The organism is Sphingomonas sp., assembly GCF_035758555.1.
Taxonomy (GTDB): domain Bacteria; phylum Pseudomonadota; class Alphaproteobacteria; order Sphingomonadales; family Sphingomonadaceae; genus Sphingomonas_B.
On record NZ_DASTXI010000016.1, the window covers coordinates 1 to 14,081 of the forward strand.

The following is a 14,081-nucleotide window of genomic DNA, read 5'->3' on the forward strand; positions in this document are numbered from 1 at the left end:
AGCCTCGAATTCCTCCTCCAGATGCGCGGTGAAGCCCTGGGCATTCTGGTCGGCGAACGCGTCGTCGATCACGCCTTCGGCCTTCAGCCGCGCGCCATAGACGCCGCTGACCGGCGGGTGCCCCTTGATCGCCGCGTACATCAGCGGCTGGGTGAAGCTCGGCTCGTCGCCTTCATTGTGACCGAAACGCCGGTAGCACCACATGTCGATGACGATGTCGCGGCCGAAGCGCTGGCGGAACTCTATCGCGACCTTACAGGCGTAGGTGACCGCCTCCGGATCGTCGCCGTTCACATGGAAGATCGGCGCCTGCACCCCCTTCGCCACGTCCGACGGATAAGGCGAGGAGCGCGCGAATTGCGGGCTGGTCGTGAAGCCGATCTGGTTGTTGATGATGAAATGAACGCAGCCGCCGGTGTTGTAGCCCGGCACGCCCGAGAAGCCGAGGCATTCCCAGACGATGCCCTGCCCCGCGAACGCCGCGTCGCCGTGGATCAGCACCGGCAGCACCTGATCGTGCCTGTCCAGATTGTCGCGCATCGCCTGGGTCGCGCGGACCTTGCCGAGCACGACCGGGTCGACCGCCTCCAGGTGGGAGGGGTTCGGCACCAGCGACATATGGACGCTGATCCCGTCGAACTCGCGGTCGGTGGAGGTGCCGAGGTGATATTTGACGTCGCCCGAGCCGCCGACATCCTCCGGGTTCGCCGAGCCGCCGGAGAATTCGTGGAAGATCACGCGGAACGGCTTCGCCATCACGTTCGCGAGCACGTTCAGCCGGCCGCGGTGGGCCATGCCGTAGACGATCTCGCGCACGCCCATCGCGCCGCCGTACTTGATCACGGCTTCCAGCGCCGGGATCATCGCCTCGCCGCCATCGAGCCCGAAGCGCTTGGTGCCGACATATTTGCGGCCGAGGAATTTCTCGAACTGCTCGCCGCGGATCACCGCCGACAGGATCGCGGTCTTGCCCTCGGGCGTGAACTCGATCGCCTTGTCGCGGCCTTCGAACCGCTCCTGCAGGAACCGCCGCTCCTCGGTGTCGGCGATGTGCATGTATTCCAGGCCGACGGGCCCGCAATAATTGCGGCGCAGGATCTCGACGATCTCGCGCACGGTCGCGGTCTGCAGGCCGAGCGTGCCGCCGAGATAGACCGGCCGGTCGAGGTCGGCGCCGGAAAAGCCGTGATATTCGGGCGTCAGGTCGGCCGGCAGCTCGCACTTGGTGCGGCCCAGCGGGTCGAGCTGCGCCGCCAGATGTCCGCGCACCCGGTAGGTGCGGATCAGCATCATCGCGCGGATCGAGTCGCCGGCGGCCTTGGCGATCGCGTCCGTGTCCGGCGCGGCGGCGGGCGCGGCGACCGCCTTCCTGTCAGGCTTGGGCGGAATCGCGCTCTGGGTCGGATCGAGCGCGGCGGTCAGCGCGTCGGTGTCGGGGAGCGGCCAGTTCGCGCGCTTCCAGCTCGGCCCCTCGCTGCTGCCTTCAAGACCCGCAAAGAAGTCGCGCCAGCTCGGCTCGACCGAGTTCGGGTCGGCTGCATAGTTGCGATACAGCGCCTCGACGAACGAAGGCGACACGCCCTCCAGCTGGTCGAAGCTCAGGTTTTGAATTCCCATCACACTCACCGTTCGTCTCGAGCGAAGTCGAGAGACGTTGGGAGCAGCCCCGGCGCGTGTCTCGACTTCGCTCGACACGAACGGACTGGGGGACGGCTCCTGTGTCCGCTCAGCCCTTCAACAAAGCCATCAGCGTCTCGCCCAGTTCCGCCGGGCTCGGGGACACGCGGATGCCGGCGGCTTCCATTGCCGCGATCTTGTCCTCGGCGCCGCCCTTGCCGCCCGAGACGATCGCGCCGGCATGGCCCATGCGGCGCCCGGGAGGCGCAGTGCGGCCGGCGATGAAGCCGACGGTCGGTTTCTTGCGGCCCTTCTTCGCCTCGTCGATCAGGAACTGCGCCGCCTGCTCCTCCGCATCGCCGCCGATCTCGCCGATCATGATGATCGATTTGGTCTCGTCGTCGGCCAGGAACAGCTCAAGCACGTCGATGAAGTTCGTCCCGTTGACCGGATCGCCGCCGATGCCGACCGCGGTGGTCTGGCCGAGGCCCGCATTCGTGGTCTGGAACACCGCCTCATAAGTCAGCGTGCCGGAGCGCGAGACGACGCCGACCGAGCCCTTCTTGAAGATGTTGCCCGGCATGATGCCGATCTTGCACTCGTTCGGCGTCAGCACGCCCGGGCAGTTCGGCCCGATCAGCCGCGACTTGGAGCCGGAAAGCGCCCGCTTCACCTTCACCATGTCGAGCACCGGAATGCCCTCGGTGATGCAGACGATCAGCGGCACCTCGGCGTCGATCGCCTCCAGGATCGAGTCCGCCGCGAACGCCGGCGGCACGTAGATCACCGACGCATCGGCGCCCGTCTTCGCGACCGCTTCGGCGACCGTGTCGAACACCGGCAGGCCGATATGGGTCTGCCCGCCCTTCCCTGGCGTGACGCCGCCGACGACCTTGGTGCCATAGGCGATCGCCTGCTCCGAATGGAACGTCCCCTGGGCGCCCGTGAAGCCCTGGGTAATCACCTTGGTATTCGCGTTGACGAGAATGCTCATAGTTACGTCGGACCCTCTGACCGTCACCCCGGCGAAGGCCGGGGCCCAGAACCTAAAACAAAGACTCGAACAGATCGTCCCACCCCGGATTCATCTCTTCGATCACGCGCAGCTTCCAGAGCCGCTTCCATTCCTTCATCTGCTTTTCACGTTTGATCGCCTGTTCGATGTCGCCGAACTGCTGGTACCAAACGAGTGTCTTGCATCCATATTTCTTCGTGAAACCGTCCGCGATGCCTTCCCGGTGCTGCCAAACTCGCTGGATCAGGTCGCTCGTGACACCAATGTAGAGCGTGCCGTTCCGGGCGCTCGCCATGATGTAAACAAAGCCTTCCTTCTCCAAACTTGCGCCCTCAATCTCCAAACATCCGCCCCGTCTGGGCCCCGGCCTTCGCCGGGGTGACGGAGATTTTGTCGTCACACCGGCGAAGGCCGGTGTTCAGCCCGACCGACCGCGCCGGCGCAGCCGTCTTTACTCTTTCAAACTGCCGTCGATGCTCGCACACGCCGTCATCAGTTCCCTGACCGCATCAACGGAAGTCTGGAAGTTCGCCTTGGCCTTGTCGTTCAGCTCGATCTCGACGACCTTCTCGACGCCGCCGGCGCCCAGGATCACCGGCACGCCGACGTAGAGGCCCTTCTGGCCGTACTGGCCGTCGAGGTAAGCGGCGCAGGGGAGCAGCCGCTTCTTGTCCTTCAGATATGCCTCGGCCATTTCGATGCCGCTGGTCGCGGGCGCGTAATAGGCGGAGCCGGTCTTCAAGAGCGCGACGATCTCGCCGCCGCCCTTGCGGGTGCGGTCGACGATCGCGTCGATCCGCTCCTGGGTCGACCACCCCATCTTGATCAGCGCCGGGATCGGGATGCCGGCGACGGTTGAATATTCGATCACCGGCACCATCGTGTCGCCATGCCCGCCGAGCACGAATGCGGTCACGTCCTGCTTCGACACGCCGAATTCCTCGGCAAGGAAATGGCGGAAGCGCGCAGAGTCCAGCACGCCGGCCATGCCGACGACCATGTGGTGCGGGAGGCCGGAGAATTCGCGCAGCGCCCAGACCATCGCGTCGAGCGGGTTGGTGATGCAGATCACGAACGCGTTCGGCGCGTGCGCCTTGATGCCCTCGCCCACGGCCTTCATGACCTTCAGGTTGATGCCCAAGAGGTCATCGCGGCTCATGCCCGGCTTGCGGGCGACGCCGGCGGTGACGATGCAGACGTCGGCGCCCGCAATGTCTGCGTAATCGTTGGCGCCCTTGAGGTTGCCGTCTTTCGCCTCGATCGGGCCGCACTGGTTGAGGTCGAGCGCCTTGCCCTCCGGCACTCCCTCGACGACGTCGAACAGCACCACGTCGCCAAGGTCCCGCGTCAGCGCCAGATGCGCGAGCGTGCCCCCGATATTGCCAGCGCCGATAAGAGCGATCTTGTGCCGAGCCATGCGGTCCTCCCGGAAGATGAGTCCGGGCCGCTTAAGCCGATACGGTTAAGGGTTCAACCTTAAGCGTCGGGATTATCTTTGCAAATGCGAATGAGTTGCAAGAGGAGACAGCAGTGCTCCTGCGAAAGCAGGAGCCCACGTCTCGCGCGCGGAGCTTGCCCCGCTGGGCTCCTGCTTCCGCAGGAGCACGGCTAGGTCCTACCCCAGCGCCGCCAATTTCTCTTCCGCCAACCGATCCAGCTCCGCCCGGCTCTTCTTCTCCGCCGCCGACTTTAGCTGGCCGCACGCGGCCATGATGTCGCGGCCGCGGGGGGTGCGGACGGGGGCGGAGATGCCGGCTTCGAAGACGATGTTCGAGAAGGCCCTGATCCGCTCCGGGTCCGAGCATTCATAGGGCGCGCCTGGCCAGGGGTTGAACGGGATCAGGTTCACCTTTGCCGGCAGCTTGTACTTGCGGATCAGGCGGACGAGCTCGCGCGCGTCCTCGTCGCTGTCGTTCTTGTCCTTCAGCATCACATATTCGAACGTGATGCGACGGGCATTGTTGGCGCCGGGATAGTCGGCGCAGGCCTGGAGCAGCTCGTCGATGCCGTATTTGCGGTTCAGGGGCACGATCTCGTCGCGGATTTCCTTGGTCACCGCGTGCAGCGAGACGGCGAGATTGACGCCGATCTCCTCGCCCGCCTGCGCCATTTTCGGCACGACGCCCGAGGTCGAGAGGGTAATGCGGCGCTTGGACAGTGCGAGCCCGTCGCCGTCCATCACGATCCTGAGGGCGTCGCGCACGGCTTCGAAATTATAGAGCGGCTCGCCCATGCCCATCATCACGATGTTGGTGAGCAGGCGCCCGTCCGGCTGGCTCGGCCATTCGCCAAGGCCGTCACGCGCCAGCATCACCTGGCCGACGATCTCGCCGGCCGTCAGGTTGCGCACCAGCCGCATCGTGCCGGTGTGGCAGAAGCGACAATTGAGGGTGCAACCGACCTGCGACGAGACGCACAAGGTACCCCGGTCCGCATCCGGGATGAACACCATCTCGTAATCCTGGCCGTCGTCCGACCGCAGCAGCCATTTGCGCGTGCCGTCGGTCGAGACCTGCGCCTCCACGACTTCCGGCCGGCCGATCACGAACCGCTCCGCCAGCCAGGGCTGCTGCGCCTTGGCGATGTCGGTCATCAGCGCGAAATCGGTGACGCCGCGATTGTAGATCCAGTGCCACAGCTGCTTCGCGCGCAGCTTCGCCTGCCGCTCGTCGAGGCCAGCCTCGGCCAGCGCGCCGCGGATTTCCGCCTTCGACAGGCCGACCAGGTCGAGGCGCCCATCGGCACGCGCAGGCGCCGCGCGCGGCACGGGCACGGGATCGATATGGCCGGGAATCTGCATCGTCGGGGTCATGGCGCGCCCATGTAGTGGGAATGCGGCGATTTTGCGAGGGATCAGCCGCCTCGTTCGCTTCGGGCGTTTCGAGAAGCGTTTCTCGACTTCGCTCGAAACGAACGGATTCTCCTCGTCAGCGCCGGGCGCAGCCGAGAGTGGCCGCGTCGATCGCGGTGGCGGCGCCGCGGAGTCGGTAGGTGTCGCTGGTGCCGGCGGCGGAGACCGTCATCCGGTCCGCGCTCCGCATCGCGGCGACGATCGCGGCGTCGGTTCGGGCATCGGGCGACCAGGCGTCGGCGCCGCCGGCGATCAGCGGGAAGCGCTTGCGGCCGATCGTCAACGTCACGCGGCTGCCCTGCGGACGGGCGTGGCGGAGGCGGATATGGACCTGGTTGCGCTGGTGCAGCGCCGGCCAGACGGCGACGCTGGCGAAGGGCCGCCACGGCGCATCCTTCGGCGTCGCGCGGACCGGCTCCGCGATCGCGAAGCAGCGCGGGGGGCTCGCGTCGCGGAACGCCCCCCAGCTCTCGAACATGCCAAGATTATCGCGCGCGGCGGCGGGGGTGCTCATCAGCATCAGAGCGACGGCAATGCGCCTCACGACGGCGCCTTTCCAGCGCCGAGATGGACCACGCGCTCCACGCGGTCTTCGATCACCACCATGCTTCCCTGCGGGAGGCCGGGGGCGACCGGGGCGCTCCAGCGCCGGTCGGCGTCCAGGCCGGTCATCAGCCCGCGCAGCACGCGGCTGGACATGCCGTGCATGATGATCAGCTTGTCGCCCTCGTCGCTGCCATGCTCGTCGAGCCACGAGGTCAGCCGCGCGGCGATCTCGTCATACCATTCGCCTTGCGGAGGGCGGACCGAGAACAGGCCGCAGGAGCGGTCGACGATCTCGCCCTGCTCGGCGATGATCTCGCCATAGGAGCGGCCGCCCCATGCGCCGACATTGATCTCGGCCAGCCGTGCGTCGCGCCGGGCGCGGTGCCAGTCCTCGCCGACATGCTCGCAGACGATCGCCAGCGTCTGCAGCGCGCGACCATAAGGCGAGGCCCAGAGGTGATGCGGCGCGGGCCCGTCGCCCAGAAAGGCGGCCAGTCCCGCTCCCATCGCGTCCGCCTGAGCGAAGCCGGCACGGGTGAGCGGCGTGTCCATCTGGTCGCCCTGCATCCGCCCGGCGGCGTTGAACACGGTCTCCCCGTGGCGGGCGATGAAGAAGCGGCCTTTGAGCCCGTTCACCGATGCCGACCCTCTCGCCCGTCCCGAGCGAAGTCGAGGGGCAGTGACACAACGGCCGAGGTGCGCCCCTCGACTACGCTCGGGACGAGCGGGTTTGGGGACTGCTCACCCATTGGGCTTGCGGCTTTCGAGCAGCGTTTCCGCGATCTTGTACGTCCGCTCATTGTCGACATCGACCGCGAGCGCGCCGTCGGTGACGAAGACCGGCACGATCCTGACGCCGAAGCGACGCGACAGGTTGCGCATCGCCTTGTCGAGCGTCCACCATTTGCGGCGGAAGCCGATCAGGTTCCACAGGCCGAACGCCTTCAGGATCGCGCCCGGCGTCTTGATGAACTGGCCGCCGCCGCGGAAGCTCTCCGCCGCCTTCAGCGCCTGCCGGTCGCGCAGCCAATAGGCGTTGCAGTTGCTGATCGCCTTGTCCTTGAACTCGTAAAAGCGGCGCTGCCCTTCCGGGTGGGCGGCCAGGATCTGCTCGCGCGTGGCAAGCGACAGCGCGGCACCGGCATCGTCCGCCATCGCCTCGTCGTGCAGTCGCCTGAGCGCCTCGGGCGTGACGAGCACATTGTCGCCGGTGGTGATCAGCAGCGGGAACGGCTCGCCCTCCGCCGCGGCGGCTTCCAAGCTCTCGACGATGCCGTGCTGCGCGGGCGGGAAGCTTAGCCGCCCCGCCGCTTTCAATTTCTCCACTATCGGAAGGTCCGCCAGCACAGCGGGATCGTGGATCGAGACCAGGATCGGTGCATCGGGCCACGCCGCTTCGGCGGCCTCCAGCACCCACACGATCAGCGGCTTGCCGCGGATCGGCACCACGGCCTTGTGGCTGACGCCCGCCGTTTCGGCCAGAGGGTCGAGCTTGCCGTCGCGCTTGCCGGCGAGGATCAGGATGGTCGGCGATGCATTCATGCATGCTCCCCTACGTCATTCCGGCGAAAGCCGGAATCCACCTTCTTCTTTCGCAGTTGCAGCGGCAAGGTTAGGTGGATTCCGGCTTTCGCCGGAATGACGGAGTTCAAGTGTCTCAACCTCTGAAAATCGCACTCGCCGGGCTCGGCACCGTGGGCGGCGGCGTGATCCGGCTGCTGGAGGCCAATGCCGAGCTGATCGCGCGCCGCGCCGGACGGCCGATCGAGATCGTCGCCGTCTCCGCCCGCGACCGGAGCAAGGACCGCGGCGTCGACCTGTCGCGCTTCCGCTGGGTCGACGATACCGCCTCGCTGGCGACGCTGGACGGCGTCGACGTGGTCGTCGAACTGATCGGCGGCAGCGACGGACCGGCGCTGGCGCTGGCGCGCAGCAGCATCGCCGCCGGCCGCGCCTTCGTTACCGCGAACAAGGCGATGATCGCGCATCACGGGCTGGAGCTTGCCGAAGGTGCCGAAGCGAAAGGCGTCGCGCTGAAGTACGAAGCGGCGGTCGCGGGCGGCATCCCGGTGATCAAGGGCCTGCGCGAAGGCGCTGCCGCCAACGAGCTGGCGCATGTCTACGGCATCCTCAACGGCACCTGTAACTACATCCTCTCCACCATGGAGGCCGAGGGACGCGACTTCGCCGAAGTGCTGGCGGAGGCGCAGGCGCTGGGCTTTGCCGAGGCCGATCCGAGCTTCGACATCGACGGGATCGATGCCGCCCACAAGCTCTCGATCCTCGCCAGTCTGGCGTTCGGCACGCGGATCGACTTCGATTCGGTCGCGGTGACCGGCATCCGCCATGTGCTCGCCGCCGACATCGCCGAAGCGGCGGCGTTGGGTTTCAAGGTGCGGCTGCTGGGCTATGCCGAGACCCGGCCGGACGGGCTGTTCCAGCGCGTGCATCCGCATCTGGTGCCGGTCGCCCACCCGCTCGCACACGTCTCCGGCTCGCTCAACGCGGTGGTGGCCGAGGGCAATTTCGTCGGCCGGCTGCTGTTCGAAGGGCGTGGCGCGGGCGACGGGCCGACCGCCAGCGCGGTCGTCGCCGACCTGATCGACATCGCGCGCGGCGAATACGGCCCTGCCTTCGCGATGCCGGTCGCGGCGCTTGCCGACCGGCCGGCCGCCGATCCGGGCGAAGGCCGCAGCCGCGCCTATCTGCGGTTCACGGTCGAGGACAAGGTGGGCGTGCTGGCCGAGATCGCGGCCGCGATGCGCGATTCGAACGTGTCGATCGAGAGCCTGATCCAGCGCGGCGCGATGCCCGACGGCAGCGTGCTGGTCGCGATCGTCACCCACGACTGCCCGGAACGCTGCGTGACCCAGGCGCTGGAGCGTCTGGAAGGCTCGCCCAGCATTCGCGGCAAGCCAATGCTGATGCACATTCTGGATTAGGGTGATTTGCTTTCCAATGCCCGCTCGTCCCGAGCGAAGTCGAGGGGCGCTGAGCCGAGCTCTGTGCCAACGCCCCTCGACTTCGCGCTTCGCGCTCCGCTCGGGACGAGCGATGTGGTTCGATCGGACCGCGAGGCGCTTACCGATACATCCCCTCGCGCAGGTTCAGGCCGTGCTCCACCCAGACCTTCAGCGCGCACAGCATCTGCGACCAGCCCATGCAGTTTCCGAACGCGGACTTCAGCCCCGCATCGGTTTCGCGCCAGCCGCCTTCCTCGATCGCGACCAGCGTGCGGCCGTCGTCCGTCGCCTCGAAGCTCATCGTCACGCGGGTGTTGTAGGGCGCGCCTGAATCGTCGTTCGCTTTCCACTCGAGGACGATCCGCTCGTTCGGCACTACCTCGATCACCTGCACCGGAAAAGCGCCCGGAAAATCGTGGAAGTCCCACGTGACTGTGGCGCCCGTCTCCAGCCGGCCCCTGGCGCCGCCGGTGGTGAAATAATGCGACAGCTGGTCCGGATCGGCGACGGCTTCGAATACCTCCGCCACCGGCTTCGAAATATGCGCGAACACGCGGAATTGAAGGTCCATCTCTCGACTCCCTTGGCCGGCGGCAGCCTATATGTTATGTTTTCATAACATGTCAATTAGCGACCGTTTCGACCGCATCTTCAAGGCGCTTGCCTCGCCGGTGCGCCGCCAGATCCTCGACGATCTCAAGGACCAGCCGCTCACCACGGGCACGCTCTGCACGCACTTCCCGGAGCTCGACCGCTGCACGGTGATGCAGCATATCCGCGTGCTGGAAGAGGCCGAGCTGGTCGTGCCGGTCAAGCGCGGCCGCGAACGCTGGAACCACCTGAATGCCGTCCCCATCCAGCAGATCCACGAACGCTGGATCGGGCCTCATGCGGAGCGCGCGGCGGCGCTGCTGACGCGGCTGAAGGAGGATGTGGAGCGCGTCCGATCGTGATATGATCGGGCCATGGCCGGGGGACTCGCGATCGTGCTCAGCGGGGGCGGCGCCAAGGGCGCATTCCAGGTCGGCGTGCTCGACGAATTGGTCGTGCAGCGCGGGGTCCGTTTCGACATCGTCGCCGGCGTCTCGACGGGGTCGATCCAGGCGCTGGGCGTCGCGCAGGACGATGTGCCGGGGCTGGTACAACGCTGGCTCGGCATCCGCGGCAACAAGGACATCTATACGGAGCGCCCGCTGGGCGTGGTCGGCGGCCTGCTGGGCGAGGATTCGATCTACGATACCAAGCCGCTCCGCAGGCTGATCAGGGGCTTTGCCGACGACGCCAGGCTGCAGGCGAGCGGCCGCAAATTGCTGCTAGGCGTCGTCAATCTCGGCACCGGCCAGTTTCGCACCATCGACGAAAGCGTGCCGGGCATCGCCGACTGGGTCTATGCCAGTTGCGCGATGCCGCTCTTCTTCGACCCGCTGCTGACCAAAGCGACGGACGGTACGAAGGAGCAATGGGTCGACGGTGGCGTGCGAAACGTGACGCCGCTGGACTCCGCGCTCGAGTTCAACCCGCGCGGCGTGATCGTGGTGCGCGCAGGGCCAAAGCCGCAGCCGGGGCCGGTCCGCACCTTCCCGAACCTGATCAAGATCGGCCTGCGCGCGGTCGACATCCTGCAGTCCGAAGTATCGATCAACGACACGTCCAACGCCGCCCTCATCAACGACCTGATCTCCGCGCGCGAAGCCCAGCTCCGCGTGCTGCAGGCGGAAGGGATCAGCGGCGCCCAGGCCTCGCGCATCCTGCGCCCGCTCGACCTGCAGCTCGCCCGCTACCGCTTTGCCCCGATCCGCGTGATCGAGCCCGACCATGAAGTGTCGGACACGCTGGAGTTCGACCCCGCCAGGATCCGCGCCGCGATCGCAGCCGGCCGTGCCGCGGTCGACCGCGAATGGGACGCGCTGGAGCCGTTGCTGAGCTGACGGCTTTGCCGCCGAGCGAGCGCGGGGCTTGCGTCGCCTAGGGCGCGAGCGGCCGATATTCCATCTTGCCGCCGCCGATCTTCGTGCTGACCGTGATCCCGACCGCGCCGCAGCCGACCAGGAACGGCCCCTTGCTGTCGCACGGGCTCCGCTGGGCGATCAGCAGGGCGCGTTCCTCGGGCACGCCGCGCGTTTTCGGGTCGCCGGGTATCGCGGTCAGGAACGGCACGCGGTAGCGGTCCGCGTCGCGGCGGCCGCAGACCATGATCTCCTCGCCCGCCGGCTGGCGGCAATGCGGCTCGGCGCTGGTCAGGTCGAGATAGGCGTCCATCCTGTCGCCGGCCGCAGCGGGTGCCGCCAATGCCAACGCAATCAGCACTGCCAGTTTCGCCACCATCGCGTTCCCCTGCATTGCCCCCTGCCTACTCCTGCGTCACCCGCTCCGCAAATGCCGCGACGTCATCGACCACGGGCGCCTTGCCGCGGAACGGCTTCGCGATCGCAGTCAGGATGCCGATATGGCCGATGCCGGGATAGCGTTTGACCTCGACCGGCACGCCGCCGGCGCGGAGCTTCGCCGCCAGCCTGTCGCCGTTGCTCGGGCGGACGATGCGGTCCTCGGCGCCGGCCAGCAACAGCGCGGGCGGGTCGCCGGCGCCGGCCCAGGTGACCGGCTGGGTCTCGGCCGGCGCGCGCCAGTCGCCGAACGCCTGGATGCTGGCGCCGACGGTGAACGGAGCGAAATCGTAAGGACCGGCGAGCCCCGCGAAGCCGCGCACGGCCTTGCGGTCGTCGCCCAGCCAGCGATCGTCGACCGCCAGCATCGCCGCGATATAGGCGCCCGCCGAATGGCCGGCGAGCACGATCCGGTCGCCGTCGCCGCCATAATCCTTCGCGTGCGCGCGCACCCACCGCACAGCGCTCGCGCCGTCGAGCACGAAGCCGGGATAGACGACTTCCGGCACCAGCCGGTAATCGGGGATCACGGTCACGAAGCCGCGCGCCGCCAGCGCCCGGCCGACGAACCCATAGCCGCCGCGCGATCCCGAATTCCACGAGCCGCCGTAGAAGAATACGATCACCGGCCGCGGCGCGTCCGCCACGCCGGCCGGCGCATAGACGTCCAGCCGCTGCCGCGGCCCCTCGCCATAAGGGAGGCCTTTCGCAACCTGCCGCGCGCCGCCGTCCTTCGGCACCAGCCCGTCGAACATCGTGATGGGCGAACAGGCGCCGAGCAGCAGGCCGAGCGCGGGCATCGCGCGATGCAGGGCAAAGGGCATGGCGCTCCTTCGCATGAGCGCGGCGCGGTTCCTAGGCCGGTCGGGTGCGCGTTTCTGTATGATTTTGAAACAAAGCGCCTCTTTCCGAGCGCGTGGCGTATTCTTCCAATCCGGAGGTGGCGATTGCCTTTACATGAGGAATCGTGCCGCCGGGTCTGCGACGACCTTCCGCGCGATCCGCGGCTCACAGGGGGAAAGGCGCCCGTGTCCGCCGCGGGCGCCTTTTACCGGTGGGTGTAGAGATCGTCGGTCACGTCCATCAGCAGCAGCGGCTCGCGCGGCGCCTCGGCGATCGCGTCGACGAAAGCGGCGCGGGTTGCCGGATCGTCATAGACCATCTTGGCGTCGAACGCGGCGCGCCAGGTCGCTTCGTCCGGCCATTCGGCGACGCCGATAAAGCGGCCGTCCCGGTCCCGGTGCAGCCGCGAGCCGAGGCTTCCGTATTTCGCCGTGATCAGCTCGGTCCCCCGGCGCCAGGCCGCGCGGAATTGCTCTTCCTTGCCGGGATGCACCCGCCACCAGTAGACCGCGACGAACATCAGCCGAACAGCGCCTTGCGCCGCGCCCGGCTTTCGGCCGGCCACAGCTTCGAACTGTCGTAATAGGCTTCGACCGCCGGCACGCCTTCGGTAAGCGTGACCCAGGGGAGCTTCGAGCGGGTGTAGATGTGGATATCGGGCGGAAGCGCCGCCGGCTCGTCGAGCGTGCCGACGCGGACGAAGCGCAGCACGTCGGTCGCGCCGCCATAATTGCTCCACAGCGCGACATGGCAGGTCGGGCAGCGCCAGATCTGCTGCCCGCGGCCGCTTTCCGACGGCGTCATCACCGGCTCGGCCGCGCCCGCGATTGTCTCGACCCGGTCGGATTCGATCAGCGCGTTGATCACGAACGCGCTGCCCGTCTCGGTCTGGCAGCTGGTGCAGTGGCAGCAATGCACGAACATCGGCGCCGACGTCAGCCGATACCGCACCTGCCCGCACGCACAGCCGCCTTCAAGGGAGCCTGTCATGCTTGCCTCCTCGAGCGACTTGTTCAGCAGATCCGGGCGAAGCCGTCTATCCCTGAGGCGTCGCCGCTTCCCCGCCGATCTCCTCTGCCGGCGCGGCGAGGTTTTCGCGGAGCAGCCCGGAATCGACCCGGGTCGCGTCCTCCCCTGCCTCGATCGACTTGACCGCGGCGACCTCGATCCGGTCGCTCGCGCCTGACGCCGGGGAAAGGCCGATGACGCCGCCGCCGATCACCAGCCCGCTCGGCTTGCCGGGCAGACGCGGGACGAACCAGTCGCGGGTCGAGACCACGACGTCGCCGAATACCGTTTCCTGAGTAACGGCGATCTGGCCGGCGTTCACCGATTTCAGGCGCAGCCGCAGGACCAGCGGCTTGCCGAAACTGCCCGCCTGTTCCCTGACCGGCGGCTGGCCGTCATTGGTGCTGGTATCGGCGGCATAGCTGAGGCCGGACACGTGGAAGGCCGGCTGCTGGCCCTTCAGGATCGTGTAGCCCGCGCCGCCGATCGGCAGGCAGGTGGCGCTCCACCGCCCCTCATCCTCGACCGGCAGGCACCAGACGAGGTTGAAATTGTCGACGGTCGGCTTCGGCGTCTCCCACGGCCCCATCGGGATGCCGTTCCGCGTCACGGTGATCCGCGACGACATCGGCACGCCATAGACGACCGTGCCCGCCGGCACCGAACGGCTCGACAGGATGGTGCGGATCGTCGTGTCGGCAGTCAGCACGCCCATATAGCCGTGGCTGACCGGCAGGGTCGCGATGACGTCGCCGGCGCCGTGCACGCCCGCATTCACCTGCGCGCCGGCGGCGGTCATCAGCACCGGCTTGTCGAATTTCTGCCGGATCTCCAGCTCGCGCTCGGCATCGGTC

At 67.6% G+C, this 14,081-nt stretch carries 17 protein-coding genes; 3 read left to right on the forward strand and 14 right to left on the reverse strand.

Going from position 1 to position 14,081, the window contains the following annotated elements; genetic code table 11:
- The 8 genes from VFT73_RS00810 to VFT73_RS00845 all read right to left on the reverse strand — a co-directional run.
- Positions 1 to 1,617, reverse strand: a 1,617-nt coding sequence (locus VFT73_RS00810) for a thiamine pyrophosphate-dependent enzyme (protein WP_326408209.1), incomplete at its 3' end; no start/stop codon positions are given.
- 109 nt (positions 1,618 to 1,726) lie between these two features.
- Positions 1,727 to 2,611, reverse strand: a complete 885-nt coding sequence (gene sucD / locus VFT73_RS00815) for a succinate--CoA ligase subunit alpha (RefSeq protein WP_326408210.1) — start codon at positions 2,609 to 2,611, stop codon at positions 1,727 to 1,729.
- Positions 2,612 to 2,663: 52 nt separating this feature from the next.
- A complete protein-coding gene (locus VFT73_RS00820; RefSeq protein WP_326408226.1) occupies positions 2,664 to 2,954 on the reverse strand; it encodes a GIY-YIG nuclease family protein in 291 nt (96 codons plus the stop codon).
- 129 nt (positions 2,955 to 3,083) lie between these two features.
- Positions 3,084 to 4,049: a malate dehydrogenase gene (gene mdh / locus VFT73_RS00825; protein ID WP_326408211.1), complete on the reverse strand. Its 966-nt coding sequence runs from the start codon at positions 4,047 to 4,049 to the stop codon at positions 3,084 to 3,086.
- Between the two features lie 198 nt (positions 4,050 to 4,247).
- Positions 4,248 to 5,444, reverse strand: a complete 1,197-nt coding sequence (rlmN, locus tag VFT73_RS00830; RefSeq protein WP_326408212.1) for a 23S rRNA (adenine(2503)-C(2))-methyltransferase RlmN — start codon at positions 5,442 to 5,444, stop codon at positions 4,248 to 4,250.
- 115 nt (positions 5,445 to 5,559) lie between these two features.
- Entirely contained in the window at positions 5,560 to 6,027 is a 468-nt protein-coding gene (locus VFT73_RS00835; RefSeq protein ID WP_326408213.1) for a hypothetical protein, read from the reverse strand.
- Complete coding sequence (locus tag VFT73_RS00840) at positions 6,024 to 6,665, reverse strand: histidine phosphatase family protein (RefSeq protein WP_326408214.1); 642 nt, start codon at positions 6,663 to 6,665, stop codon at positions 6,024 to 6,026. The genes VFT73_RS00835 and VFT73_RS00840 overlap by 4 nt, the downstream gene beginning before the upstream one ends.
- A gap of 105 nt (positions 6,666 to 6,770) precedes the next feature.
- Positions 6,771 to 7,571: a nucleotidyltransferase family protein gene (locus VFT73_RS00845; RefSeq protein ID WP_326408215.1), complete on the reverse strand. Its 801-nt coding sequence runs from the start codon at positions 7,569 to 7,571 to the stop codon at positions 6,771 to 6,773.
- A 110-nt stretch (positions 7,572 to 7,681) separates the two neighbouring features.
- Here VFT73_RS00845 and VFT73_RS00850 point away from each other — a divergent pair, with 110 nt between their 5' ends.
- Positions 7,682 to 8,971: a homoserine dehydrogenase gene (locus VFT73_RS00850; protein WP_326408216.1), complete on the forward strand. Its 1,290-nt coding sequence runs from the start codon at positions 7,682 to 7,684 to the stop codon at positions 8,969 to 8,971.
- 139 nt (positions 8,972 to 9,110) lie between these two features.
- Here the strand turns inward: VFT73_RS00850 and VFT73_RS00855 are convergent, their stop codons facing one another.
- Positions 9,111 to 9,563 carry an SRPBCC family protein gene (locus VFT73_RS00855; RefSeq protein ID WP_326408217.1) on the reverse strand — a complete coding sequence of 151 codons (453 nt, stop codon included), beginning with the start codon at positions 9,561 to 9,563 and terminating at the stop codon, positions 9,111 to 9,113.
- A gap of 49 nt (positions 9,564 to 9,612) precedes the next feature.
- On the opposite strand from VFT73_RS00855, the gene VFT73_RS00860 reads away from it, so the two are divergent.
- Both VFT73_RS00860 and VFT73_RS00865 read left to right on the forward strand, forming a co-directional pair.
- Entirely contained in the window at positions 9,613 to 9,945 is a 333-nt protein-coding gene (locus VFT73_RS00860; protein ID WP_326408218.1) for an ArsR/SmtB family transcription factor, read from the forward strand.
- A gap of 12 nt (positions 9,946 to 9,957) precedes the next feature.
- Positions 9,958 to 10,920: a patatin-like phospholipase family protein gene (locus VFT73_RS00865; protein WP_326408219.1), complete on the forward strand. Its 963-nt coding sequence runs from the start codon at positions 9,958 to 9,960 to the stop codon at positions 10,918 to 10,920.
- A 37-nt stretch (positions 10,921 to 10,957) separates the two neighbouring features.
- On the opposite strand, the gene VFT73_RS00870 is transcribed toward VFT73_RS00865, so the two are convergent.
- The 5 genes from VFT73_RS00870 to VFT73_RS00890 all read right to left on the reverse strand — a co-directional run.
- Positions 10,958 to 11,332 carry a hypothetical protein gene (locus VFT73_RS00870; RefSeq protein ID WP_326408220.1) on the reverse strand — a complete coding sequence of 125 codons (375 nt, stop codon included), beginning with the start codon at positions 11,330 to 11,332 and terminating at the stop codon, positions 10,958 to 10,960.
- A gap of 10 nt (positions 11,333 to 11,342) precedes the next feature.
- The gene (locus tag VFT73_RS00875) at positions 11,343 to 12,200 is read right to left on the reverse strand and encodes an alpha/beta hydrolase (RefSeq protein ID WP_326408221.1); all 858 of its coding nucleotides are present in this window, start codon (positions 12,198 to 12,200) and stop codon (positions 11,343 to 11,345) included.
- A 224-nt stretch (positions 12,201 to 12,424) separates the two neighbouring features.
- On the reverse strand, positions 12,425 to 12,739 hold the full coding sequence (locus tag VFT73_RS00880) for an antibiotic biosynthesis monooxygenase family protein (protein ID WP_326408222.1): 315 nt from the start codon (positions 12,737 to 12,739) through the stop codon (positions 12,425 to 12,427).
- Positions 12,739 to 13,209, reverse strand: a complete 471-nt coding sequence (locus VFT73_RS00885; protein WP_326408224.1) for a GFA family protein — start codon at positions 13,207 to 13,209, stop codon at positions 12,739 to 12,741. Before VFT73_RS00885 ends, VFT73_RS00880 begins: the two co-directional genes overlap by 1 nt.
- Positions 13,210 to 13,255: 46 nt before the next feature.
- Positions 13,256 to 14,081: hypothetical protein (locus tag VFT73_RS00890; RefSeq protein ID WP_326408225.1), on the reverse strand; the 826-nt coding region annotated here is incomplete at its 5' end.

What these genes read in the sequence shown, in the direction of transcription:
- VFT73_RS00885 (WP_326408224.1), bottom strand. Translation starts at nt 13,209, where the DNA reads ATGACAGGCTCCCTTGAAGGCGGCTGTGCGTGCGGGCAGGTGCGGTAT.
- mdh (WP_326408211.1), bottom strand. Translation starts at nt 4,049, where the DNA reads ATGGCTCGGCACAAGATCGCTCTTATCGGCGCTGGCAATATCGGGGGC.
- VFT73_RS00845 (WP_326408215.1), bottom strand. Translation starts at nt 7,571, where the DNA reads ATGAATGCATCGCCGACCATCCTGATCCTCGCCGGCAAGCGCGACGGC.
- VFT73_RS00865 (WP_326408219.1), top strand. Translation starts at nt 9,958, where the DNA reads ATGGCCGGGGGACTCGCGATCGTGCTCAGCGGGGGCGGCGCCAAGGGC.
- VFT73_RS00860 (WP_326408218.1), top strand. Translation starts at nt 9,613, where the DNA reads ATGTCAATTAGCGACCGTTTCGACCGCATCTTCAAGGCGCTTGCCTCG.
- VFT73_RS00880 (WP_326408222.1), bottom strand. Translation starts at nt 12,739, where the DNA reads ATGTTCGTCGCGGTCTACTGGTGGCGGGTGCATCCCGGCAAGGAAGAG.
- VFT73_RS00875 (WP_326408221.1), bottom strand. Translation starts at nt 12,200, where the DNA reads ATGCCCTTTGCCCTGCATCGCGCGATGCCCGCGCTCGGCCTGCTGCTC.
- sucD (WP_326408210.1), bottom strand. Translation starts at nt 2,611, where the DNA reads ATGAGCATTCTCGTCAACGCGAATACCAAGGTGATTACCCAGGGCTTC.
- rlmN (WP_326408212.1), bottom strand. Translation starts at nt 5,444, where the DNA reads ATGACCCCGACGATGCAGATTCCCGGCCATATCGATCCCGTGCCCGTG.
- VFT73_RS00870 (WP_326408220.1), bottom strand. Translation starts at nt 11,332, where the DNA reads ATGCAGGGGAACGCGATGGTGGCGAAACTGGCAGTGCTGATTGCGTTG.
- VFT73_RS00855 (WP_326408217.1), bottom strand. Translation starts at nt 9,563, where the DNA reads ATGGACCTTCAATTCCGCGTGTTCGCGCATATTTCGAAGCCGGTGGCG.